The organism is Paucihalobacter ruber, from assembly GCF_006494535.1.
GTDB lineage: Bacteria > Bacteroidota > Bacteroidia > Flavobacteriales > Flavobacteriaceae > Paucihalobacter > Paucihalobacter ruber.
This window is the reverse complement of the sequence record NZ_VHIQ01000001.1, coordinates 39,733-63,474: the sequence shown is the minus strand read 5'-3', so window position 1 is coordinate 63,474 and position 23,742 is coordinate 39,733. Positions and strand designations below refer to the sequence as shown.

The window sequence follows — 23,742 nt, the reverse complement described above, 5'->3', positions numbered from 1 at the left end:
ACTTATGTCATACCAAGTATGAGTCAGGTTGCACTTTACAATATCCCCCGAATCAAAAACAGCGATGCAAACGCGATAATGGCATAAAGCTCCGGGAACACGGCCAATATTAAGGCACGTCCAAATACATCGTTTCCTGAACCAATGCTATCAATACTGCTGGCACAAACTTTGCCCTGATACATGCCAGATATCAATCCGGCAATACCCAGTGCCAGACCGCCACCAAGAATTCCCGCGCCTTGTAACAAGGTCATTTCGGGACTGATTAAATCTTGTAAAATAAAGAATCCGGCAAAGCCATAAAGTCCTTGTGTACCGGGAAGTGCACTAAGTACAATAAACGAACCAAAGGATTCCGGTCGCTTTTTTAAAGCGCCTACCGTGGCTTGTGCACCAATGGCGGTTCCCATGGCGCTGCCGCATCCTGAGAGTCCTACTAAGAGTCCAATGCCAATAAATGCGAGTGTTAAAGGTAATGTTTCCATATATGTGTTATTAAGGTTCTACAGGTTGTTTTTTAAATGGTTGGTAGGCTTTTCCGCCGCCCTTAAATTGGGCGTTGTTATAAAATTCCACAAAGGTTAATCTTAGCGGATGTACAAAAGATCCCAGCACGGCTATGCAAAAATTAAGGGTATGCCCAAATAAGAGAAAAACGACGCCTATTATTAGGCCCCACCAACTGTTCTCCATGATTTGCATGCCTATTTGGTTCACCACCAAACCCAATACAGATGAGGCCACGCCTAAGGCAAACAAGCGCACGTAAGACAGCACATCGCCCAGCACACCGGTAAAAATAAAAAAGAGTGGCAATAAACCGCTGGCGGCTCTGGCGGGCAGTGATTGCGACATATCGTGGAAAAAGAGCACCAGGAGTATACCCCCTATCAATAATATATTGCGCAACATTCCAAAATGTTGCAATGCTGCAATCTCCTGCATATCGGCCAAAAATATCCAGATAAGTCCTGTTACAATCAACAGTTTCCCAATTTGCGAAATGGCCTTGGTATAATGATCGTAGCGCAGTTTGTTATAAATTGAAACGAAGATCCCCAGAAAGATTTGTACCACACCAATCATTAAAGCCACATTAAAGGCATTGAACATAAAATCGCGATCATCGGGTATCAGCACGTATTTACCCAGCATTTGAAATAGTTCCCACTGCTCTGAATTGGTTGGAATACCAAAAATACTGCCCGACTTCACCAAACCCATCACCGTGGTCATAAGACCGAGTACCATACCGAGCAAGGCCATGCGTCTGGCATGTTTTAAAAAGCCAAACCAACCTACCAGTGCTGCTACAAAGAAAACGAGTCCGTATCCGGCATCGCCAAGGCAGTAGGCAAACATGATAGGGTAGAACACGGCGATTAAAGGTGTTGGATCCCACTCGTAGTAATTGGGTAGTTCGAATATGTTTGTTATGGGTTCAAAGAGCTTGGAGTAACGGTCATTCTTAAGTTTCACCGGAACATCATTCTCAGGCTTGGGCGCCTCTATCGCATAGCTTAATTGTTCGGTTTTCAGGTATTGGATTAAATCAGGTTCTGTTTCTGAAGGGAACCAGCCTGTGAGCGATAAAATACTGCCTTTTTGATGCTCGTGATAGCTGCCTTGCGCCATGGCAAAAGTCAATTGGTTTTCAATACTGTTTAAGCGTGCTTTTAAATTGGGCAGGCAAGCGGCATAAGAAGCAAGCTCTTGTTGTATGGTTTCATTCTCGTTTAGTAATTGCTCTTCGGCTTCTATCAGTTCAGATAAGGTGCGCTTGGGGACTTTAACCGATTCAAACGGAATTGGTTTTTCAGATTTGCCAATCACCACAAAATAAACCTGATTGGAACTAATTTGAACTACCCTGTGAATGAGATCACCAAAATCGTAGGCTTCGTATTCTTTTTTGTTAGCAACACACAGCTTCACTTTGATACCGTGGGCTCTTAAACGCTCAATTTTACTCAAATCAAAATCATCCCACGGAATGCGTTGCAGTTTGTCCCTTAGCAGCGATTCTCTTTCAAGAATGGTGGCTTCCATACGGTGTTTAAGATTTAGCACATTTGTAATTGCACAATTAACCTGAATTGTGTCGCTATCAGTTTTAGCAGCGCTTTTGCCCTCATGCGCTTCGATGATTTCTATTGTTTTTATGAGTTTATTCTTTTCTTGTTCTAAAACCTCCAGGTCGTCACTGTGAAAATCTTTATTGAACTCAATGTGTAACACACCAATATCTTGCAGCATTTCTGTGATTTGTTGTCGCTGCCGGTGAAAGACCAAAAGGGTTAATTTTTTAAATGAAGCTTTCATACTGCCTTACTGTCTTTTCGTTTTTTTACAATTTTCTGAGCGGCCTTTGAGATGTTTTCTTTGTCTTCCAAAAAGCGCTTAATCTTCATGATGGCTTCTTCATATTCGGGAATTTGTACTTTTTCATACAGGTTGACTTTCTGTGTTGTTTTTTTTCGTGCCAAATCCAGAATGTCTGTTTGTTGTTGCAGTATGTCGGCTTTTAATTTTAGTCTAATGACTTCTTTCAGCAGTGCGATGCCGCCCGGCACCCATGCCGGCATGTTCCACCAGCTTACATCGGCTATTTTAAATACAATGGTTTTAATTTCGGGGATGTTGACACCAATCACCTTTTTCTTGTAGATGTCAATCTTATCCATTAATAAGATATCGGGAAACTCGGCCCAAAAGGCTTTGTAATTTTCAAGTTTGTCATCTAATGCTCGCTGTTGCAGCTGGATGTCCTCCAGCTCCTTTGTGAGTTTCACCACTTCTAAACGCAAGGCCGTTTCTTTATTTTTCAGAATGGGCAAGGCCTTTTGCCTGATGGCAAGCTGTCGCTTAAAAAGCTGTACAGTGGTTTTATTATAGTGAAACTTTAAGGCCATTCAGTTAAGCGTTTACGGTTTTTTCATCGTCCCAGTAATGATCCATGATATTTTCTTTGATGCCCACTTCAAATTTTTTGAAATAGGTTTGCAGCAATTGCCATCCGGTATCGAGCATCTGGTCTATGGGAATATTGACATCTACCGCCAGCAATTTTCTTGAATAATCTTTTGCGAAGGCCAGACAGCGCTTGTCGTATTCGTTAAGGTCAAAACCATTTTCTTTTTTGGTCTTGGCATCCATGGCATCGGCATACAGTCTCACCAGCGCGTTCATCACCTGCGGATGGTCTTCCCGGGTCTTTTTACCTATCACATTTTGCTTTAGTCTTGAAAGGCTACGAAACGGATCTATAATCACCTTACCAATATCGGCATCTTGCTTTAAAAACAATTGTCCTTCGGTGATGTAACCGGTATTATCAGGAATGGCATGGGTAATATCGCCTTCATTCAAGGTGGTCACGGCAATGATTGTGATAGAACCGCCATGGGCAAACTGAACCGATTTTTCATAAATACTCGCCAGGTCGCTGTACAGCGAACCGGGCATGGAATCTTTAGACGGAATTTGATCCATTTTATTGGCTACAATGGCCAGGGCATCGGCATAAAGCGTCATATCGGTAAGCAACACCAACACTTTTTGTTTTTGGTCGTTGGCAAAATATTCAGCCGCCGTGCAGGCCATATCGGGTATAAGCAGCCGTTCTAATGGCGGATTTTCGGAAGTGTTGATAAAACAAACAATTTTGTTAAGTACGCCGGCTTTGCTAAAGGTGTTTTTAAAAAACAGGTAATCGTCATTAGACAAGCCCATACCGCCCAAAATAATTTTATCGGCTTCCGCCCTCATGGCCACTTCAGCCAGCACCTGATTATAGGGTTGATCGGGATCGGCAAAAAATGGTATTTTTTGTCCGGTAACCAAGGTGTTGTTGAGGTCTATGCCTGCAATACCGGTTGCCAGTAGGGTGGAAGGCTTGGAGCGTTTTACCGGGTTTACGGCGTTACCTTTAATGGCACGTGTTTCACCACGAAGTTCGGGACCGCCGTCAATGGGTTCACCATAGCCATTTAAAAATCTGCCTGCCAGCAAGTCGCTTACTTTTAAAATCGGTGGCGAACCGGTAAAAATTACATCAGAATGAGACGAAATACCTTCTGTTCCCGAAAATACCTGCAGTGTCACATCCTCACCCATCACGCTAATCACCTGTGCGGGCATGCCGTTAACTTTGGCCAACTCACCGAAGCGTGCGCCTTCGGCTTTTAGGGTGCAGGTGGCCTTGGTGATATTCGAAATTTTAGTATAAATGCGCTTAAATCCCATAGCTGTTATAATTGTGTTACCATTTTTTCTCCGTTATGCAACAAAGCCTTATCGAGTTCTTTTTTGTGTTTTTTGAATTGAGCTGAATCAAACGGCGCATAGTTCATTTGTTTGAGGATATTAATGAGTTGCTTAAAAAAGGTGGCTACTTCTTCGAATTCAGTGAAGGTAAATTCCATGTCGCCTATGTCCATGAGCTTGTTAAACATGTATCGCTGTCTTTCGAGTGAGTTATTCATATCAACATCATCAAAAGAATCTTGTTGGATGAGCGCAAAATCAATCATTTCGCTTTTCCAGAATACCACGTGATATTCTACCGGTACGGCATCATCTCCCAAAATGCTAATCTGGTCTCTGGCTTCGAGTCCGTTGCGAATAAGGTCTTTACATTTTTTAACCAGAGCCACCCAGCCTTTTTGTAAAGACGTATCGGTGTTTTCAACAAACTCAGGATAATCCAGGTATTTTGAATAGGAAGCAATGGGATCAATAGCGGGATATCTTTTGGCATCGGCGCGTTTTTGCGACAGCGCGTAAAAGCATCGTGCCACCTTACTGGTAGATTCGGTAACAGGCTCTTTAAAGTTACCACCGGCAGGCGACACAGTTCCTATAAAGGTCACCGATCCCCAGGCGCCATTATTGAGTTGGGTAATTCCGGCGCGGCTGTAAAAATTGGCAATGGTGGCCGGTAATTCTACCGGAAAGGCATCGGGTCCGGGTAGCTCTTCCATTCTGTTAGACATCTCTCTTAGTGCCTGCGCCCATCTTGAGGTACTATCGGCCAGGATAAGCACTTTTAGTCCCATAGCGCGGTAGTATTCTGCCAGTGTCATTCCCACGTAAACCGAAGCTTCACGCGCGGCTACGGGCATATTGGAAGTGTTACAAATAATGGTGGTTTTATCGTCTAAAGTCCTACCGGTATCAGGATCGGTTAGTTTTGGAAATTCGGTAAATATTTCAACTACTTCATTGGCGCGTTCACCGCAAGCCACCACAATGAGTACATCGGCCTTGCTGTTTTTGGCGATGGCCTGTTGCAATACGGTTTTACCGGTGCCAAACGGACCCGGAATATAGCCGGTTCCGCCTTCGGCCATAGGGTTAAGCGTGTCGATAACCCGCAAACCGGTTTGAAGAATTTTATGGGGTCTTATTTTTTGTTGAAAGGCATTGATGGCGCGTTTTACAGGCCATTTTTGTACCATGGTAACTTCTATTTTTTCGTCTTTTTCCGAAGTTAAAACAGCCATCACATCGTTGATGAGATAGTCGCCTTTTTTAACCACCGACACTACCGTATAAGCGCCTTTTAGTACAAATGGCACCATGATTTTGTGGTCTATCCAGTTTTCTTTCACGCTACCCAGCCAGTCGCCGGCGTGCACCGTTTCGCCCGGTTGAATTAATGGGGTAAAGTTGTAATAAACATCGCTGTCTAAAGGTGGCGTGGTCTGGCCTATTTCAATAAACAAACCACTCATTTTTGTGAGGTCGTTTTGGAGTCCGTCGTATTTTTTAGAAAGGATGCCCGGACCCAGTTCAACTTCCAGCATTCGTCCGGTAAAATCTACCAAACTCCCCATTTTAATGGTCATACTCGTTTCAAAAAGCTGTGCAGAGACCTGTGTGCCCGTAACCCTGATGACTTCGGCCATGAGTTGCTTGTTTTCGGAATGAATCAAGCATATTTCGTTTTGGGTCACCGCTCCGTGCGCCTCAATAAAAATAAGGTTGGAAATAACGCCGGTTACTTTTCCTGTATTCATAGCGTGGGTGTTTTTTCAGTTGGGTTGTTATTAATAATTTTATCAAGCAGTTTTTCAAAATCCTCATTATTGGGTTTTGGGTCAATCTTAAGCCAGCGTTGCAGCAGTTGTAATTTAACCGCATAGGCATAAACAGCTTCGCGACTAAACGCACCTTCGGTGGTGTCATCGAGATAATTCCAAATTACACTGTCAATAAATCGCTCTGTTTTTTCAGGTTGATGTTTTGACAACACTTTAATGAGTTCTTCTAAATAAGGGTAATCTTTAATAACCATAGCCGACGGCGATCTGTCGGGGCCCACCTGTAAAATTAACCTGTCGGCGTCGTGAATGTTGGGTTGCGACAGAAAAGAGTAGGTGTTAAAATGAAATGCCGCAGTAAGCGATGTTAATTCTCTAACAAACTTGTAATAATTGGTTAAGAAATGGTTGTTAAGGCTAAATACTTTGCTGTAAAACCTGTCTAACATGGCGTCTTCCATCTCCCGAAGGCTCATAGTGGCCAGTCGGTCTTCGTTTTCCGACAGGAAATCATTCATAAAATCGGGAAAATTTCTTCGGGTGAGTTTGTAGGCTTTAATTTCTTCGGGATAGAATATGCTAGGCTTTTTAAAATGTACGGTTTGCGTATCCCGATACTCATGAGACAGCATAGACAGCAGGTTGTTCAAATCATTTGGATATATCAGGTACCGCATAAAGCGCCTGTCTTCTTTGTTAAGATTGCGCCTGATTGTATCAAAAAGGTCATCGAAGTCTAGTTTTGACGCATCCGAATGTGGGGAAATATCCGGTAAACTCGATATAAGGTAGTAGTACTTCATTGAGATGTTTTAAACAAAACCTTGTTAGTTTGCTCAGATAGGTATGATTTAAAAATCTCTATAAAGTCGTCGTCACTAAATGAAATTTGATAATTATCGGCTTTTTTGGCAATGCGAAAGCCACCGTTTAAAGTACTTTCAAAGGTAATGGTCATATTGGGAGTGAGCTCCTTGATTCGGCGAACAAATGCACCGTTAAGCTTGTCTTCCAAACCTTTGGGTAAAATAAGCTCCAGATCGTTTGTCTCCTTCCAGTGTTTTAAAACATCAGTAATGGCCGATTGCATAAAATCTACATCGGCCAGTGCTTCTTTGGTGGTAGTTTCAATGATTTTTTGAGAGAGCAAGCCTTCAATTTTGGCTTTAAGATCGCTTATAAATTGTTTGGCTTTAAGGTTTAATTCACTTTCTACACTGTGCTGTAATCTCTTGGCTTCGCGTTGCGCTTCCTCTAAAATACTTTCGGCTTCTGCTTTTGCATTGTTAAGTATCACAGCCTTTTCAGCTTCGGCCTCCTGAAGCATTTTTTGAGATTGCTTCTCGGCCTTTTCGATGCCTTCCTGATAGATTTGATCGGTTAGCTTTTCAAGATTGTTGATACTATTACTCATAATTTCACATATTAAATTACCATTAACGGAATGGGGCTGTTAAAGACCATTTTATCGGTGAGGCTTTCATGAAACAAACTCTCAATAAAAGAGTAGTTTTTAGAGAGTATCACAACGGCGTCGATGTTATTTGCCTTAGAATAGTCCATGATACCCTTATCTATATGCGGGTGTTGGGTAAAGGTAAAAGAGGCTTCTACATTGCCCATTTGTTCAATAAGTTCATTGCGGTTAGCGTGTTCACTCTTGGTCATGGTTTTTTCCTCACGGTTTAAGGTAACCACATCTATAGAAAACTCTAATTCATGAGCCAAATTGGTTAGAAAGCCAATGGACTCGGCTTCGGTTTTTAAACTGTAATCGCAGGCCAGTGCTACTTTCTTTAAATGCTTTAAGCTGGTGTTATCGGGAATTACAAAAACAGGTGTCTCTATCATTTTAATGAGTTTTGCAGTTTTGGTGCCCCAAATTTCATTAATGCCTTTGGCGCCTTTAGTGGCCATCACCAGCATATCGATGCCATTATTATTGACTTTATTGGCGATGTTATCAACAGAAACCCCCAATTCTTTTTTGAATTCATGCGGAATTTTTTTCAATCCCGGAATTTGGTCGGCCAATTGTTTAAATTGCTTATCGATCTTTTTTTCCAAATCGGTAAGGGTGAACTTATGACTTTCTTCGGCTAACGGGCGATGATAAACGTGATAAATTACAAGCTTTGCATTGATTTTACCGGCTAGGTGAACAGCTTGCTCGAGTGCGTTATTGGCTCTTTCAGAAAAATCGGTAGGGACTAAAATGGTTTTTTGTGTTTTCAAGTTGTTTTTTTTAAATTGTTATATGTTATTGGTAGTCTTTTAGTTTGTTAAGCACATCTCATGATGTTGCCACTAATTTACAATTTAATTGAGGTATTTGCAAGAGGGAACGTACTTGCTGAATTTATTATTTAGTTTAAAATGACATTGGTCATGTAGGCTGCTCTGTTTCGGAATTTTTCGAAAAATCAAGTAAGTATCAGTTAGAAAACAAATTGCTTTTAATAATGTAACTGTATTGGTTATTCTAAGTTTCGTTTTTTTAATTCGTTCTTTAGTGCTTGGTATTTCTTTGGTTTTTGCAAGAAAATATAAATTAAATATAATGGAATTAAGGTAAGAAAGCCCCAAGAGTTAGCAGCTGCACTATAAATGATGATGCCTACCAAAAACCCGATAAAAAAGGCATCTATAATAGGTCTGGGTTTGCTGTTGTTTTTTAATTCGAGTAATGCCTTGTCAGATAATTGGGATAGTTCATTCTGGTTCATTTGTTCTGCATTATGTTTATTTTAAATTTAATTCTCATGCATGGTTTTTTTGATGGCTCATTTCAAAAAATCTGAGAAACACGAGCTTCTCATTTGTAGTTTTTATAGGGAGCAGGCGCCAAGTTGGCCGGTATAAGCATTTTTAATGGTATTTTTCGAAGGAATTTTATCATTGGTTGGTGGTTGTTGTGCCTGCCTGCGGTAGGCAGGCTTTTGTTATTTTATCAAGAACTTGATCATTTATTTAAATCGGTTTTAGAGTTTTCAATGATGTCTATCATTATTTCTCTAAGAGATTGAAAATGTCCCCTTAAACTTATAGCAAGGAAATAAAAATTATCAGCTCTATTTTCAAATTCAGGAATCTTTAAAAGTTCAGGATTGTTTACGGCAATTGTAGATCTTTGGAGATTTTTAGTCAACTCTGATAAGGCATCTAAATTTCTAACAGAACCATTTTTGGTAATAAATTCGATATAATCGAATCCGTACCGTGCATATCCTTCATTACTTCGTTTCATTTTGTCAAATTCTCTTTCCCACTTAAAAAGAAGCGTTTTTAGGTTGTTATTCTTGAGTTTAGATAATGCACCAGAATTTTTTAATTCTACCAGTACAAAGGAACTAGGTGTCCAATTTGGGGTGAAAAATGTTTTGTTCAATAGCCTGTCAAATTCAACATCGGTCAACTTACCGTCTTGAGTTCTCATCACTGTAAGTAATTCATCTAATGCTTTAATGATGCGATCGAAATCACTGATGCTAGATTCTAATTGGATTAAATTCTCACTAAACTCCTCATTTAAATTTCGTAGAATAACTTGATTTTCATTATTTAAAATTCGTTCTTGATTCCAGTTATTGATACTTAGCGCCAAAAGGATTCCAACAACTACCAATACAATTTCGCCTATGGCGTATTTAAAATACTTGCCCATTTTACCTTGTTCAATTAAAGTTTGACGAATATGTCTAAAGAATTTTATCATTGGTTAGTGGTTGTTGTGCCTGCCTGCGGTAGGCAGGCTCTCTGATCATTTTTAATTTTTATTCAACTTTTTGTTAATGATAAGAAGCACTTCGTCATAATTATCTAATACTTTTTTTGCGCCTTCTAATAGGGCAGAGGTCATCAAAGTACTACTGGCTATTACATTCCTGAAATTCTCAGTATTATATACATCTGCGTTTAAGTAGTCTCGAGGTTTTAGCATCCCATTGCTCACTATTAAATCAATAATTACTCCTTGTTTAACTGAATAAGGCAGTATATTAGAATGTATATCATTTTCAATGTACTCTATTCCTTTATTATAATATTGGATTGATTCAAAAAGATTCTGCAAACTTTTTGTAAGCTCAGGCCATTGAATGATCTTTTTGTCAGGTCCAAGTTCGCTTTCGGTTATTGGAAGTTTAAGATTATCTGTATAGAAAAACATCATATTACTTATCTTTTTTATCTTCTCAGCATCAGATTCATCTAAGTTAGTATTATTAAGATATTCAAGACGATTGTCAATTCTATGCTTCAGGAAATTTGTTGTTTCTTTTAGTTCAGCTTTGCTCTCTTTTATTTCTTCTCTAAGATTTAGTAAAACTTGTTGCGATTGGTTTCTTAATATTCTTTGCTGATTCCAATTATTGATTTGTAACGCAATTAGAATCCCAATCACCACCAAAACGATTTCGCCTATGGCGTATTTAAAATACCTGCCTGTCCGGCCGGCAGGCTTGCCCATTTTACCTTGTTCAATTAAAGTTTGCCGAATATGTCTAAAGAATTTGATCACAATTTTACGATTTTGTGTTTTGATTAATGTGCTGTTTCAACTCTGTCATGTCATCACGAATTAATTTTAGACGTCTAATGGTTTGTTGCAAAGGCCAACTTGTTCGTAAAAGTTTATCAAAATCAGGGTTGTTATAGATAATGGTTTCATCTTCAATAATTAATTTATCGACTAATCTTCCATTTTTTGGTATTGATTTTATATAAAAAAGCCTGTTAAGTAATTCCATTTTATTGTAGAGTTCGGTTCTCAGCACCTCGTTTATCCAAGACTCCATAAATGGAATATCAACACCGTACAATTTTGATAACTGATTTTTGATGGTAAGGTCACTAATTTTGTCAAGTCCTCCTGATTTTATGGCCTCATAGGCGCTAATATTAAGGTTTAAAACAATTCCAAATTCACGTACTTTATCTAGATGTTCAAATAGGGAGTCTCTATATTGCGACACCTCATTTTTCATAATACCTAAGGCATAATAACTTTTTAGAGCGCTTTCTAGGTAGGATATATTCTCATTCAAAAAAGTGAGATCTATTTCAAGTGCCTCATTCACTTCCCTTAACATGGTTACTTCATAAGCTCTGTTTTTTTTTGATTCGTTCCAGTTGTTAATCTGTAAGGCTATTAATATTCCAATCACCACCAGAAGTATTTCGCCAATGGCGTATTTTAGGTATTTGCCAGTACTGTTTTTGCTCATAAGGTTGTATCGTATTTTTCGAAAGAATTTAATCACGGCTTAATCTATATGTGGTTTCAATTTGGTCAATAATCTTCAAGGCGTTTTGCTCGTTTTCCAGGCTTTGCTTGTCGCCTCGGATTATGGCACCTTGAAAAAAGTTCAGGGCATTTAATAATTGATTTATGGTAACAGGGTCTTCGGTTAACATTTGGTTAGGTTGTGCTATTACAATCTGCTGTTTAAGCATTACTTTCATTAAAACTTCGGCATCAAAAATTTTCCCTAGGGATTCTACATATTGTTCCGCCCATGACAACCCTGCATTATTTAGTATTTCAAATTTTGAAAAAGAATTATAATATTTTGAGAGCTGTTTACTGATGTCGGTATCATGGATGAGCCTTAACTGTCCAGAACTTTTCATTTCTTCGTATGTTCGGTTTACCGGCTCTAATACCATCCATTCTAAGGTCACCAGGCGTGTCCAATAGGCTAATTTAGCGACATGTTCTTTTCGATGTTCACTTTTTATATTGGGCACAATAGAATCTATTAAACCATATATTTTGCCGTTGCGATGACGGTATTCATGGTAGAGTTTGATATCTTCTTTCAAATCTTCAACGAGATTTTTCATATGTATACGCTCTACTTTTAAATCATTTTGCCTTTCGTTCCAATTATTGATTTGAAGGGCAATCAAAATCCCTATAACCACTAGTACAATTTCACCAATAGCGTATTTAAAATACCTGCCTGTCCGGCCGGCAGGCTTGCCCATTTTACCTTGTTCAATTAAAGTTTGACGAATATGTCTAAAGAATTTGATCATTAGTTTTTTGGCTTTACCCACCCCTTTATCCCCTCCAAGGAGGGGAATGGTTCATCAATATAACGACAGCATCTAATCACAGCCCTCATCGCTCCCCTCCCGGGAGTGCCTGTCCGCCAAAGGAGGGGTTAGGGGTAGGTACTATGGGTTAGTTATTAAAAGTTATTTGTCTCAAATATAACTAAAACCTCGACATAACTAAATCATCAGATACTTAAAAAGTGGGGGGGGTTGACGCATAACGTTTTTCTGTTATGAGCAGTTGTAAGAAGTGTATGGCCGTCAAGGGTTAATGTCGCTTAAAAGTGGCAAGATTTCGCAGAACGCAGTTTTATTAAATGATGGCCTTGTGCACCGGCCTGCCTGTGTTATGGTTTGCCTTAGGCAGAACGGTTACCATTGTTGTAGGCAGTGCTTTATTCGTATCCAATTTTTACTTATTGTTTTTAATTTCTAAAGACTTTTGTTTGATCCAGTTAACTGAAATGTCTATTGTTTCAGTATTAGTATTATCATGTCCTAACGACGGAAATACAACATATTCAAAATCTTTGTTTTCTAATTTTAAGGTATTGAGATGTTCAATACACATTTTTACAGGAATCTGGATATCTTTTTCTCCAAAAAGCCAAAGACCGGGGATTGAAAGAGCCTTCAGACTCTCTTTTGGGTCAGTAGCTTCAAATTGATATTTGTCAGGGTCGTTTTTAATGTGTTCTCGTGCATCTTCTTCTGTATGGTGATCCCAAAAATCTGTTCTTCCATTGGTGTAAAACTGAAATCTCAGCTGCTCAAGAGTCGTTATTGTAGGGGAGCTAAATAAAACCATAAATTCTGCTAATGGATTTTTATTTGCAACAATTGGAATTATCCATCCTGCTTGACTCGCACCTATAAGTCCAACAGGTAAATCTCCCACTTTGTTATGTATTAAATCAACAGCAGCACTTGCATCTTTTGCTAATAGGTTGAGATTTTCAACACTAATGTTATTGGTGCCTACTTCCGGTCCGGCATAAACGCCACCAGATGCTCCAACGCCGCGTTTATCATAAGTAAATACCAATATATTTTTTTTAGCTAATAGTTCAGCAAATTTTGTCATTCGTGGTACTTGGTCAGAGCCGTGTACAATCACAACCGCTGCATGCGGATTATTAGGGCTATAAATTGTACCTGCCAATTTAACTCCTTCACTCTCAAAAGTTACATCTTCTGTTGTTATTGAATCAACCAATTCAGTTTTTACTTGAGTAGGTGTCGTATTTTTTTGTTCGACTGATTGATTGCAACCCATCATAGTTACCAATAGAATTAATAAAAATAGTTGAGGTATTGATGTCATTAGTCTGTTGTTTTTTTAACGCAATTTTGGTCGCATGTCTGGTTCTAAAATATGGCTACGGGTTAATAATTGTACCGATGGGATTAAACCGCATTTTGATGCACATGATGATGTGTTTGATAACCTAAAGATAACTATAATCTTATTTTGTTATATAGATTAATTAATTTTTTGTGGCGCTTTTGGCATTGGCCACGTTAGTAAGTGTGAATGGTGTCGCGAAGTTGACAGGCTTTAAAAAGCTTTTCAGATTCTGCTTATTTTATTTTTTCAATAAAATTATTGATGTCACTTTTTGCATCAACACCATAGGCATTGATTAGCATCATTTTTTGTGTGCCGTCTTTTTTGCTAATGGCATAAAGAATATTATTGTCTGCCGGATTACTGTTTCCTTCGAAACGATATATATCGTCAATATTCCAATCAGAAGGATTTAGTGATGTTAAGTCATCTGTTGGAATATTGCCGTTATATCCCTTTTCTTTTAGCTGGTTCATTACTTGTGATAATGTTTCTCTGTAATTTTTCATTGTTTGTTTATTTTTGTTCTACATTCAGCTTCAAATCTCCATAGGGCTCGTAGTTTTTTATCTCCACAATGGATGCAGGCAAACTAAAACCGCCTGCTATTAGTGCTTTAACAACGTCATTCATCACTTGCGAACGAATGTTATTATGGACAGTGCGTCTGGTAGATTTAAAAGTGTCTATCCAGAATTTCACATTGATGTTGATTGAGTTTGTAGCCAGTTCATTAATAGTTATAAAAGGCTTTTTGTCATCTTTTAAAACCCCCTCCACATTATTTACACTGTCAATAATTATTTTAAGAGCTTCTGTAGGGTTGTTTTCATAAGCAATGCCTACTGTAAATTCATATCGTAGGTACCCATCCAAGGTATAGTTAAATAAGGGGTTTTTGAGAAGTATGGCGTTGGGTAAAAACACATCTTTTCCATCTGGAGTTTTTACTATAGTTTCTCGAATGTTAATGTCTTTTACATGGCCTGTAATGCCGGTTACTTCTATTAAATCATCTAATCTAAAGGGGCTTTTAAATGCAAGAATAATTCCCGCCAAAAAGTTTTCGCCAATATCTTTTAAAGCAAAACCTATTACAAAGGTTAATAGTCCGGCACCTGCGAGCAATTTATTAGTAAAGGAACTCAAGCCAAGTAAATAAAGGGTAGAGAAAACTACTATTGACTTGAGAACAAATCCCACTATTTGCGAGGTGAAATTAGCCGTGATGTGATTGGGCGATTTCTTGGTTAACCTCAATTTTGCTCTTTTTTGCAGGAAGTTAGAAATTATAAAACCAACCACTACAAATACTAAGATAAAAGCTAGGTTGATATAGTTTTCTTTGAAATATTGAATGATATCGTGGTAAAACCGTATTGATTCGTCCATATTTAATTTCTAGTTATATTTTTAACTTTTCCAATCAGACCAACCGCCACCATAGTTTAATATGTTGTTAAATCCGTTTGCGGTGAGGAGTGAATATGCAATGGCAGAACGATTACCGCTTCCGCAATAAATAATCACTTGCTTTTTATTGTCTATTTTGTTAAGGTTTTCATCCATTGTGCCCATGAATACATTTTTAGCACCATCAATATGGCCTTCATTGTATTCCGATTTTCCTCTGATGTCGATGATTTGAACTTCGGTATCTTTCAGTTTTTGTTTTACAGCTTGTTTATCAATAGAATTGTAGCTGCTGAGAGGTCCTTTTTCAAATGCTAAGAGTTGCTCGGGAGTAATAAAGCCATAAATATTGTCCATACCTATCCTCATGAGCTTTCGGGTAAGGTCTTCAACTTCATCAGGTGTTGCAACTAGCACGAAATACTCTTGGTAATTTAAAAACCAGCCCATCCAGGTTGAAAATGAATTGTTGTTCGGGATATTGATGGCACCTTTTAAAAAATGCTTTGAAAATTGTTCTTTTGGTCGGGTATCTATCAGCTTCAAGTTTTTTTTCTTCGTCTCTTGGTATTCCGGCTGATTTAAGTTTTTGATTTTAGGCACTTCAGTGATTAGCTTTCGCTCCACTTTATTCAGTTTTTTCATCATGGCAAAGTACCTGGGAGGCTCCGGTTGGTTTGATAGAAGTTCTTCTGTAAATTTTGCCTTATCATGTAGCAGTTGCAGTGCCCAATTTCTAATTTTCTCATATCCAATGGTAGACATATGCACTGCCCCCAAAGCTTTGCCGCAGGCAGAACCTGCACCATGTCCGGGCCACAAGAGAATAAAATCGGCCATCTTTACAAAATCTTGGAGTGAATTAAATAAGTCATGTGCTCCTTTTTCCTGCGTGCCTTTCAATCCGGCTGCCTGTTCCAGCAAATCAGGTCTTCCCACATCACCAACAAAAACAAAATCGCCTGTAAACAACATGGCGGGTTTATCAGTGGCGGGGTGGTCGGTAAGCAAAAAACTTAAATGCTCAGGTGTATGCCCCGGTGTATGTAAAGCCTCAATAGATATATTCCCAATCTTTACAATGTAACCATGTTTAAGCTTATTGTGTGGGAATTCATATTTCCAGTCTTCATCTCCTTCATCTGAAAGATAAAGTTCACCCCCTGTAATTGCTGCTAATTCTCTTGAGCCACACAAAAAATCAGCATGAATGTGCGTTTCCAAAATATGGGTAATCTTAAAATTATTTTTCTTAGCAATTTTAAGATAAGTATCTATATCTCTTTTGGGATCAATTATCGCAACAATACCTGATTTTTGGCAGCCAATGATATAACTGGCTTGGGCTAAACTTTTATCGTAAACTAATTCAAAATACATCTTTTAAGAGTTAATTTATTGGCAATTTGGTGTTTTCTAATGTTTGTTTAGCATCTTTATAACCTTGTTCTATCAGGTGTCTCGTCCTAAAATATGGCTACAGGTTAGTAATTGTCCTGATCCCGTTTGCTAACGGGATTAAACCGCATTTTGATGCACATTGTTAGGAGTTTGATAGCTTAAAGATAGCTATAATCTTATTTTGTTGTATCAATTAATGGCATTTTTTGTGGCGATTTTGGTATGGGCTACGTCAATAAAGCTTGAATGGGCGAAGTTGGGCGACTTTGAGGAGCGGGGTGTTTTTTTATTGAACGCCTAAGTCAGGAGACTTTGGAGAGTGAGTGCCAAGTGTTGTTGCGGGATTCGGTAAAAGCTTGTTTGTTAATTCAGATTTTTAATGGCGACTGCACTTATTAGTCAAAAGGGTCGTCATAAATATGTTCAACAATGCCATTCTCAATGGTAATTTCATTTCCATTTAAAATAACGCTTCCCGAAAATGTTGCGCTAAAACACGAATTGGTATTAACTGTTACATTACTTTCAAATGTACCCCGGGCAACAACATCGATTTCTGAAGAGGTGCCATTTTGAACTCTAAAATATATAAATTCCTCAATGATATTTCTACCGGTTTGTTTATAAGGAAGTTTAATGGTGATGGCATAGGTGTCTTGCTGAGGTTGCAGCACGCCCGTCATTAACCATAAGCCTAGTGTATGCCCTGTGCCATCGTTATCTAAATCAATTCCCCAACCGTAGACCTGGAATTGTTTTAAATCGTTATTAATTTCTATGGATGCAATTTCATTTTCTGTGCAAGTTGGTGAATCATCGTCGTTAGAACAACTGTTGAATATTGGTAAACTCACAAGAATTATTAATAAATGCAGATATGTTTTCATAGTTTTTTTGCATTGTTTATCAAGGTCAATGTCTTGAAACCAATGTCTGTTTTAAATAGGCTGTCAATTTTTTCAAATATAACAATTCCCGTCAACAAATCTAACAATCAACCGCTTAAAAAAGTAAGGTTGGTTATTGGGCCTGTGCTGTTTACAAAAATAGGGCAGTGGGGTGAGGGGTTTTTACGGGATTACGTAAAATGTGGTTTTTTTGGTGACGGTAAAGTTTAAGCTTAGTGCGGGATTAGAAATACTTTTCTATCGGTTTAACCTTATGTTCGTTAAAAATTAGTGCGTTTAATATTAAAGTCTAACACCTAATTACCCTTATAAGATGTTAACATTAGTTTTTATTCTTTATAAAACTCAGCAACGATTTTTGTAAAATCGGTTTTTGAACTTTCTTTATTTGATGCTGAGTAGTTTCCTTCATAAATTCGATTTGATAGGCATTCAGCACATTTTATTTGGTATCTAATTGTGTTGATATTGCTTTCTTTTAGTTTTACCAATTCTTCATTCGTTAAATAATACGCCGAAGTTGCGATATCGTCAACATTGTCATTAATTCCTTTGTCAATACAGGTTATAACTGTCCCATCATTTAGGTAAATAATAAGTTTTCCACTTATTCGTACAGTCGAAACTAACTTTGAACTAACAACTAAAAGCCTTTTTTCACCGTCTTTTGCGAATACAATGTTTAGGTCATTAATATAGTCGTTGTCCGAATTTGATTGTAAAGTAAATGTTTCAGTACTCGGAAAACTGTTTTCACCGATAAAGACAAGGTTTTGTCCGTTTGTGTTGGCTATTAAATTCATAGTCAAAATCAAAGAGAGTAAAATTTTGTTCATATTAGGTTTTTTAAATTAATGCCAATGGTTGGTATATGAAAAGCAGGCAATTTTGAAACATTAAAATTTCGGTCAAGCACAAAGTTTGATACAAGCCAAAATTTTTGATTTTACTACTATCTCGCCTATTTTTTTATATACGTTCTTGGCAAACGTTTCTTTAGTGAATTATGATTAGTTTTCTTCTACTGCATTATTAAACGCTTCAACGCCTCCCACAATTGGCAAATTAATTGTTGTTGCATCTAAATCAATTGTTAGTTCAGTTCCAGGTGAAGGCCAAAGCGTGAATTCTTTATCACTTGAAAATATCATCAGACCAATTTGTTGTCCTTTGAGAATTACTTGATCGTCAGGCATTAAATTAAAAGATACTTTATAGAACTTATCAGGGGCCAAAAGTTCACTTTTGGTTATCGATTGGTGGTTTTGAGGATCTGCCCAACCGCGTGTGATGATGTTATCTGTAATTTTGGATTCTTGCCCTTCAGTCCATGGTAATGAGACTAACCAAACCGAAAGATTTGCAGCGGGTTTACTACTTGATAACATAACTGTGACTTTTGGTACGCCAGAGATATGAACATCCTTTAATAATGTGGGTGTTACATAAATTAATCGATGGTTTGTAAATTCAGCTTGTGCCAAGGATGCACCAGTAAAAGAATAGTTGTCAACCAATTTTTCTGTTCCTTGATCTTTTTGTGGTTTAGTAGTTAAATTTCCTCTTCCTGGTGCACCTGGGTTTAGATAAAGTGTTACCTCAGATGCTGCTGGGTTGGGATATTCCTTATAGGCAGTAGGATTTTCTCTTTTATCATTTTCACGCACAATCCATGCTTTTGCATCATTTTCTACACCATTTTCTACTTGATGTAAATAACGCGTAAACCATCTGTTCATTAATTTCATGGGCGGAGGACCACCATGTCCATTTTGATGATAATAAATTTGACATACCAGCCCTTGGGCTTTTGCGGCCTCATAAATTCTATAACTATGTTCTGGCATCACATTCCAATCGTTAAAACCATGTGACATCAACAAAGCGGCTTTCATGGGCTTCATATCATTTATATAATCCCGTCCAGCCCAGAAATCATTATAATCGCCTGTAATTCTGTCCATGCCATTCTTCATTTCCTTGTCTCTCACATTCGCATTATTATAAGCGCGTTTTGATTCATCACCACTATGAATAAAATCGTATAGTACGTCAATATCCTCTCCCAAATACCCTCCAGGAGATCTCACTAGTCCATTGGATCTATAATAGTGATAATAAGAAGTATTTGGAGCTATAGGTATAATGGCTTCAAGTCCATCAACTCCAGTGGTTGCAGCGGCCAAAGCAATAGTGCCGTTATAAGATGTACCAGTCATTCCAACTTTACCGGTTGACCAAAACGCTTCTACTTTTTCATTGCCATCGATTGAAGAATATCCGGGTATACGACCACATAGCCAATCAATTACAGCTTTGGGAGCTAATGATTCGTTGTCACCACCAACTGTCGGTGACCCTTGAGATAGTCCAGTCCCTGGAGATGAGGAGTGGACCACTATATATCCTCTTGGCACCCAGGTTTTAATGTGAGAATCTGAAATAATCGGTCTTTCACCAATTCGAACAACTTCCACATGTACACGCTCTTTTGCAGCTTGACCAAGCTCATGCTTCACATCCCAAAAAAGACCGTCAACGAACGGTGCAGTACCTGCAAAATAAGGACTTGATACATATACAATTGGCAATTTAAGTCCTTCTGAATCGGTTTGATAAGGTCTTGTAACTGAAACATGCATCCTATCTAATTTCCCATCACCATCAGTATCAAACTCGGTTTCAACCCAGAGGTCATGTCTAATCCACTTCTCAGAATCTTCAAATGCAGGGACAATTTGAGCCTCGCCATTTTCAAAAATCGGAACGGATTTTTCTGTACTTTGCGCATTTATAGATACTAGGGGAGTAATTAGTATGAATAAAAAGAATGTTAATTTGGTTAAATTTTTCATGATGCTTTTTGTGATTACGGTTTTAATGGTTGCCAACTTGTAATATCATCAGCATTGATATCGTTATTCGGGTTATGTTGATGTTATGGGTTAGTTCTTTCAAATATAACAAATCCTCTCATAAATCCTAACAATCAATTCCTTAAAAATAACATTTGTTATTTGGCTTGTGGTAATTACAAAAATAGGGCAGTGGGGTGAAGGTTTTTTACGGGATGCCGTAAAATGGGGTGGGGTTTAGGAACGGTCTCGTATAACCGTCAGTTACGGGTTTATATGCGTTAATTTTCGGATTGTCACTGACGTTAGCAATTCCAAGTGGATTCTGACGTAGTTGAATACGCCGACACCAGCAACGCGACTGGCGAAGCAAATGCGGTTACACATTGTTGCCAGTAATATTTCATCTGGAACAACTTTGGATTCTTTTTTTTAGTTTTGCAACCTATTATTGAAATAATAATTAGTACAAATAATAATTGTTTCATCATTGAATATTTTAAGGTTAGTATAATGTTTGCCCACCTTAGTATCAAAGCAACAGCTCCAAACAGGGCCGGTCTATTCCTTTTTTACACGGTTTGTTTATTGGTTTTATGTTGTCACACAACCTATAAAATGGATATACAATAGGACTTAATGCTAAAAAACTAATGGGGAGTACTCAAATATATAGAAAAATATTAAATAACTGTTGCACTGCCATTGCATTTATCAAGTTTTAGCTTTAAGCTTTAAGCTTTAGGCTGTGGGCTTTAGGCTGTAGGCTAAAATAATATTTAATTGCTGATTTGTTGATTTGCAAAAGAAGCTGATAGCTGATAGCAAAATAAAAAAACCGCTTCATTTTCTCTTGTAAAAATCCATCTTTTTTAAAATTTAAGTTTCAATATTATATATATATATATATATATATATAGAATATGAAACAATTTGTTTTATCTAAAAAAATATTAATAACGGTATGAAAAATAAAGAGTATATACAGACCTAGTTTATTAAGTTTCTTATTTAAAATGATGAGATAGGTATAAATTATTTAGAGAGAAATTACTGAATTATAGCGATTAATGTGCAGATTATCCTATTAAAAAACACATGGACGAAAATATTTTGTAATTTGAGATTGTTATATGATATTTCTATAGTTATATCCCCCACTGTAAGATTACTTGTGTTAACAGTTATTATATTCTGGGTTAGAATAATAATCTATATTACATTTTTGATTATTAATTTAATACCAAAATATTGATTAAATGTTTAGCATAGATTAAAATGATAAAGCAATATTGTTCTCGACCAAAAAAAAATGTTCTGATCTCTATTAGGACAAAAGATTTCTTGTTAAATTCTATAAAAGGATTTTTAGAGTGTTTGGGAGGCTATAATTTAATTATTTATTTGTTGAATACCAAATATTTACAATCTCATATTACACTTCATTATGACAATTGTGCCAAACCTCCCTAATAAAACAAGCTATGGATTAAGCTGGTTTTGTTAGCATTATTCACACTTACCCAAATTTTTTTATAACAGGTTTAAGCACGATACACCTATTTGTCGTGCCGCTAATTAACTTTAATACCAAAACATTATGAAAAATTTAATTATTATTTGCTGTCTACTTATGACAGTAGTATTTATTACAAGTTGCGAAAGGGAAACAGACCTTAATGTTGACCCAATCAAACAGTTACAAACTATTTTCGATCCGAATGCTAAATCAACAATTACTCCAGAACAAATTAAAGCTCGAGGGCAACAATACGTGTACTCTAAGAGCGGGGGTGGGGGTATTATTGTACTAGATTTTGAAGGCTTAGGAAACTTGGACTATATCAATGAATTTTACAATGGCGGAACCAGTAGTCAGGGATTTTCCGGCACAAACTATGGGGTTGAATTTGGAAATGCAGTGGCTGGTATTGATGCGGATGAAGGTGGTTCCGGAAACTTTGCAAATGAACCATCACCATCAACCGCTATGTCATGGTTGGATGCAAATCAGGCTTTTATGAATGTTGCGGCTGGTTTTACAACAGGTTTTTCCTTCTACTATACTTCTCTTCAAACTGGAGCTGTTTCAGTTTATGATGGACTTAATGGCACCGGAAATCTACTGGGAACAGCAAATTTAACTATCAACTGGAACATTAATTGCACAGGTGACCCAACTGGAGATTTTTGTAATTGGGACCAAATAGCTGTTCCTTTTGAAGGGACTGCAAAGTCAGTTGTCTTCAGTGGATCAGTAGGTAATATCGGATTTGATGATGTCACTTTTGGGAGTACAACTCCCGGTGGCGGCGATGACAGTGATGGTGATGGATGTGAAGATGAAGATGACGAAATTATTGACTCTAATATGGAAGCAACCGTAACTATTGATGGATGCGATTCCGGAGTGGTTAATAGAGTAACACCAGGTTCTTGTGGCATAATGATGTCTGACGTGATCGATGTTTTAGAAGCCGGAACATACAAAAATCATGGACAATTTGTTAGTGCAGTTGCTGATGTAGTTAATGGATGGTTTGATGCAGGGTTAATTACATTGGAAGAAATGGATGCAATAATGTCCTGCGCTGGCCAAGCAAATATTCCTAACTAGCAATTTAAATTTTATAAAGAATTGTACTTATTTAAGGTCTGTGAAACTTGTGAAGTTTTACAGACCTTATTTTTTATATCTTTTATTTATACTGATAACCAACTGTAGCTTCCCCAAAAATGGAAGGATATCCATTTGTCAGCTCAAACAAATCAATTTTTATAGAATCGTTAGAAATCAAATTCATATTTCCTGAACTTACCAAATCATTGTAGGTAATGTTGCTAGGTTGAAACCTTTCCTGATACAATGTATTTACCACATTATAAGCCGTTTCTGATAGATTTTCAATAGGCATTCCGTTGATTTGTTCTATGATTTTTTGGGTTCCTATAGACTTTTTTTCTCTAAATTCAATATTGTACTCAAGACTTTCTATGTCTTTATATAGGTCAATTTTAATATTAGTTAAGTATTTGATTTCCCTTGCTCTTTCTATCCTGTTGTTATTTGCATTGTTTATCTGAAGCGCAATCAAAATACCAATCACTACAAGAATTATTTCTCCAATGGCGTAAAGTATATATTTACTGAACTTGTTTTCAGAGAGTAGTTTTTGTCTGATTTTTCGAAAGAATTTAATCATTATTTTTGTTTTTATGCCCACGCTCGCCCCACCCGACGCCTATCGGGACTATCGGGATTTGTAAGCAATTTATAAGCAAGCAATTAATTATACATGGGTGTTGTAATGCGTTTTTTAATTTAAGTTCTTTATTACATTAATAAGTTTTTGTTGAACTTCAGATGCAAGATCGCCTAAATTCTCATTTTCAACTGTACCCATCGAAGCTATTGGATCTACAGCAGAGACTTCTATTTCTCCATTTTCATGTTCTTCCACAATTACATTACATGGCAATAAAACGCCTATTTTATCTTCACTTTGCAATGCTTTATATGCAAAATGAGGATTGCATGCTCCTAAAATTTTGTAGTTTTTAAAATCAACATCTATTTTATTTTTTAATGTCTTTTTTATATCTATTTCAGTGAGTACTCCGAATCCTTCTTTTTTCAATTCGGCCGTTACCTGTTCTATTGCTTCATCGAAGCTTTTACTTTTTAATACTTTGTTAAAATAGTAGCTCAT

At 37.4% G+C, this 23,742-nt stretch carries 23 protein-coding genes; 1 reads left to right on the top strand and 22 read right to left on the bottom strand.

Annotation, left to right across the window (positions count from 1 at the left end):
- Positions 1–35: 35 nt before the first annotated feature.
- From FJ651_RS00295 to FJ651_RS00200, 20 genes are all read right to left on the bottom strand, one after another.
- On the bottom strand, positions 36–488 hold the full coding sequence (locus FJ651_RS00295; RefSeq protein WP_140988405.1) for an ATPase: 453 nt from the start codon (positions 486–488) through the stop codon (positions 36–38).
- A gap of 10 nt (positions 489–498) precedes the next feature.
- Entirely contained in the window at positions 499–2,325 is a 1,827-nt protein-coding gene (locus FJ651_RS00290) for a V-type ATP synthase subunit I (protein ID WP_140988404.1), read from the bottom strand.
- Entirely contained in the window at positions 2,322–2,915 is a 594-nt protein-coding gene (locus FJ651_RS00285) for a V-type ATP synthase subunit D (RefSeq protein WP_140988403.1), read from the bottom strand. The genes FJ651_RS00290 and FJ651_RS00285 overlap by 4 nt, the downstream gene beginning before the upstream one ends.
- A gap of 4 nt (positions 2,916–2,919) precedes the next feature.
- Positions 2,920–4,248, bottom strand: a complete 1,329-nt coding sequence (locus FJ651_RS00280; protein WP_140988402.1) for a V-type ATP synthase subunit B — start codon at positions 4,246–4,248, stop codon at positions 2,920–2,922.
- A 5-nt stretch (positions 4,249–4,253) separates the two neighbouring features.
- A complete protein-coding gene (locus FJ651_RS00275; protein ID WP_140988401.1) occupies positions 4,254–6,023 on the bottom strand; it encodes a V-type ATP synthase subunit A in 1,770 nt (589 codons plus the stop codon).
- On the bottom strand, positions 6,020–6,850 hold the full coding sequence (locus FJ651_RS00270) for a DUF2764 family protein (RefSeq protein WP_140988400.1): 831 nt from the start codon (positions 6,848–6,850) through the stop codon (positions 6,020–6,022). The genes FJ651_RS00275 and FJ651_RS00270 overlap by 4 nt, the downstream gene beginning before the upstream one ends.
- Positions 6,847–7,461, bottom strand: coding sequence for a V-type ATP synthase subunit E (locus FJ651_RS00265; RefSeq protein ID WP_140988399.1), 615 nt, complete (start codon positions 7,459–7,461; stop codon positions 6,847–6,849). Before FJ651_RS00265 ends, FJ651_RS00270 begins: the two co-directional genes overlap by 4 nt.
- A gap of 11 nt (positions 7,462–7,472) precedes the next feature.
- The gene (locus tag FJ651_RS00260; protein WP_140988398.1) at positions 7,473–8,282 is read right to left on the bottom strand and encodes a universal stress protein; all 810 of its coding nucleotides are present in this window, start codon (positions 8,280–8,282) and stop codon (positions 7,473–7,475) included.
- Between the two features lie 242 nt (positions 8,283–8,524).
- On the bottom strand, positions 8,525–8,773 hold the full coding sequence (locus FJ651_RS00255; RefSeq protein WP_140988397.1) for an FUSC family protein: 249 nt from the start codon (positions 8,771–8,773) through the stop codon (positions 8,525–8,527).
- A gap of 236 nt (positions 8,774–9,009) precedes the next feature.
- Positions 9,010–9,762 carry a DUF6090 family protein gene (locus FJ651_RS00250; RefSeq protein WP_140988396.1) on the bottom strand — a complete coding sequence of 251 codons (753 nt, stop codon included), beginning with the start codon at positions 9,760–9,762 and terminating at the stop codon, positions 9,010–9,012.
- A 51-nt stretch (positions 9,763–9,813) separates the two neighbouring features.
- Positions 9,814–10,566 carry a DUF6090 family protein gene (locus FJ651_RS00245; protein WP_140988395.1) on the bottom strand — a complete coding sequence of 251 codons (753 nt, stop codon included), beginning with the start codon at positions 10,564–10,566 and terminating at the stop codon, positions 9,814–9,816.
- 4 nt (positions 10,567–10,570) lie between these two features.
- The gene (locus FJ651_RS00240) at positions 10,571–11,272 is read right to left on the bottom strand and encodes a DUF6090 family protein (RefSeq protein WP_216746048.1); all 702 of its coding nucleotides are present in this window, start codon (positions 11,270–11,272) and stop codon (positions 10,571–10,573) included.
- A 28-nt stretch (positions 11,273–11,300) separates the two neighbouring features.
- Positions 11,301–12,086: a DUF6090 family protein gene (locus FJ651_RS00235; protein WP_140988393.1), complete on the bottom strand. Its 786-nt coding sequence runs from the start codon at positions 12,084–12,086 to the stop codon at positions 11,301–11,303.
- 433 nt (positions 12,087–12,519) lie between these two features.
- A complete protein-coding gene (locus FJ651_RS00230; protein WP_246085271.1) occupies positions 12,520–13,431 on the bottom strand; it encodes an alpha/beta hydrolase family protein in 912 nt (303 codons plus the stop codon).
- 257 nt (positions 13,432–13,688) lie between these two features.
- Positions 13,689–13,964, bottom strand: coding sequence for a phosphoribosylpyrophosphate synthetase (locus FJ651_RS00225; protein WP_140988392.1), 276 nt, complete (start codon positions 13,962–13,964; stop codon positions 13,689–13,691).
- Positions 13,965–13,971: 7 nt separating this feature from the next.
- Positions 13,972–14,847, bottom strand: a complete 876-nt coding sequence (locus tag FJ651_RS00220; protein ID WP_140988391.1) for a mechanosensitive ion channel family protein — start codon at positions 14,845–14,847, stop codon at positions 13,972–13,974.
- A 21-nt stretch (positions 14,848–14,868) separates the two neighbouring features.
- On the bottom strand, positions 14,869–16,248 hold the full coding sequence (locus tag FJ651_RS00215) for an MBL fold metallo-hydrolase (RefSeq protein ID WP_140988390.1): 1,380 nt from the start codon (positions 16,246–16,248) through the stop codon (positions 14,869–14,871).
- A 416-nt stretch (positions 16,249–16,664) separates the two neighbouring features.
- The gene (locus tag FJ651_RS00210; RefSeq protein ID WP_140988389.1) at positions 16,665–17,156 is read right to left on the bottom strand and encodes a hypothetical protein; all 492 of its coding nucleotides are present in this window, start codon (positions 17,154–17,156) and stop codon (positions 16,665–16,667) included.
- Positions 17,157–17,506: 350 nt separating this feature from the next.
- Positions 17,507–18,013 carry a hypothetical protein gene (locus FJ651_RS00205; protein WP_140988388.1) on the bottom strand — a complete coding sequence of 169 codons (507 nt, stop codon included), beginning with the start codon at positions 18,011–18,013 and terminating at the stop codon, positions 17,507–17,509.
- A 174-nt stretch (positions 18,014–18,187) separates the two neighbouring features.
- Positions 18,188–20,032 carry a Xaa-Pro dipeptidyl-peptidase gene (locus FJ651_RS00200; RefSeq protein ID WP_140988387.1) on the bottom strand — a complete coding sequence of 615 codons (1,845 nt, stop codon included), beginning with the start codon at positions 20,030–20,032 and terminating at the stop codon, positions 18,188–18,190.
- A 1,600-nt stretch (positions 20,033–21,632) separates the two neighbouring features.
- Between FJ651_RS00200 and FJ651_RS00195 the strand changes: the two genes are divergently transcribed.
- Positions 21,633–22,649 carry a hypothetical protein gene (locus FJ651_RS00195; RefSeq protein ID WP_140988386.1) on the top strand — a complete coding sequence of 339 codons (1,017 nt, stop codon included), beginning with the start codon at positions 21,633–21,635 and terminating at the stop codon, positions 22,647–22,649.
- Positions 22,650–22,731: 82 nt separating this feature from the next.
- On the opposite strand, the gene FJ651_RS00190 is transcribed toward FJ651_RS00195, so the two are convergent.
- Positions 22,732–23,235, bottom strand: a complete 504-nt coding sequence (locus tag FJ651_RS00190) for a DUF6090 family protein (RefSeq protein ID WP_140988385.1) — start codon at positions 23,233–23,235, stop codon at positions 22,732–22,734.
- Between the two features lie 114 nt (positions 23,236–23,349).
- Positions 23,350–23,742, bottom strand: coding sequence for a DUF302 domain-containing protein (locus tag FJ651_RS00185; RefSeq protein ID WP_140988384.1), 393 nt, complete (start codon positions 23,740–23,742; stop codon positions 23,350–23,352).

Bases quoted from the DNA above. Each gene is read 5' to 3' on its own strand.
- FJ651_RS00295 (WP_140988405.1), bottom strand. From the start codon at position 488: ATGGAAACATTACCTTTAACACTCGCATTTATTGGCATTGGACTCTTA.
- FJ651_RS00290 (WP_140988404.1), bottom strand. From the start codon at position 2,325: ATGAAAGCTTCATTTAAAAAATTAACCCTTTTGGTCTTTCACCGGCAG.
- FJ651_RS00285 (WP_140988403.1), bottom strand. From the start codon at position 2,915: ATGGCCTTAAAGTTTCACTATAATAAAACCACTGTACAGCTTTTTAAG.
- FJ651_RS00280 (WP_140988402.1), bottom strand. From the start codon at position 4,248: ATGGGATTTAAGCGCATTTATACTAAAATTTCGAATATCACCAAGGCC.
- FJ651_RS00275 (WP_140988401.1), bottom strand. From the start codon at position 6,023: ATGAATACAGGAAAAGTAACCGGCGTTATTTCCAACCTTATTTTTATT.
- FJ651_RS00270 (WP_140988400.1), bottom strand. From the start codon at position 6,850: ATGAAGTACTACTACCTTATATCGAGTTTACCGGATATTTCCCCACAT.
- FJ651_RS00265 (WP_140988399.1), bottom strand. From the start codon at position 7,461: ATGAGTAATAGTATCAACAATCTTGAAAAGCTAACCGATCAAATCTAT.
- FJ651_RS00255 (WP_140988397.1), bottom strand. From the start codon at position 8,773: ATGAACCAGAATGAACTATCCCAATTATCTGACAAGGCATTACTCGAA.
- FJ651_RS00250 (WP_140988396.1), bottom strand. From the start codon at position 9,762: ATGATAAAATTCTTTAGACATATTCGTCAAACTTTAATTGAACAAGGT.
- FJ651_RS00240 (WP_216746048.1), bottom strand. From the start codon at position 11,272: ATGAGCAAAAACAGTACTGGCAAATACCTAAAATACGCCATTGGCGAA.
- FJ651_RS00235 (WP_140988393.1), bottom strand. From the start codon at position 12,086: ATGATCAAATTCTTTAGACATATTCGTCAAACTTTAATTGAACAAGGT.
- FJ651_RS00230 (WP_246085271.1), bottom strand. From the start codon at position 13,431: ATGACATCAATACCTCAACTATTTTTATTAATTCTATTGGTAACTATG.
- FJ651_RS00225 (WP_140988392.1), bottom strand. From the start codon at position 13,964: ATGAAAAATTACAGAGAAACATTATCACAAGTAATGAACCAGCTAAAA.
- FJ651_RS00220 (WP_140988391.1), bottom strand. From the start codon at position 14,847: ATGGACGAATCAATACGGTTTTACCACGATATCATTCAATATTTCAAA.
- FJ651_RS00215 (WP_140988390.1), bottom strand. From the start codon at position 16,248: ATGTATTTTGAATTAGTTTACGATAAAAGTTTAGCCCAAGCCAGTTAT.
- FJ651_RS00210 (WP_140988389.1), bottom strand. From the start codon at position 17,156: ATGAAAACATATCTGCATTTATTAATAATTCTTGTGAGTTTACCAATA.
- FJ651_RS00205 (WP_140988388.1), bottom strand. From the start codon at position 18,013: ATGAACAAAATTTTACTCTCTTTGATTTTGACTATGAATTTAATAGCC.
- FJ651_RS00200 (WP_140988387.1), bottom strand. From the start codon at position 20,032: ATGAAAAATTTAACCAAATTAACATTCTTTTTATTCATACTAATTACT.
- FJ651_RS00195 (WP_140988386.1), top strand. From the start codon at position 21,633: ATGAAAAATTTAATTATTATTTGCTGTCTACTTATGACAGTAGTATTT.
- FJ651_RS00190 (WP_140988385.1), bottom strand. From the start codon at position 23,235: ATGATTAAATTCTTTCGAAAAATCAGACAAAAACTACTCTCTGAAAAC.
- FJ651_RS00185 (WP_140988384.1), bottom strand. From the start codon at position 23,742: ATGAGCTACTATTTTAACAAAGTATTAAAAAGTAAAAGCTTCGATGAA.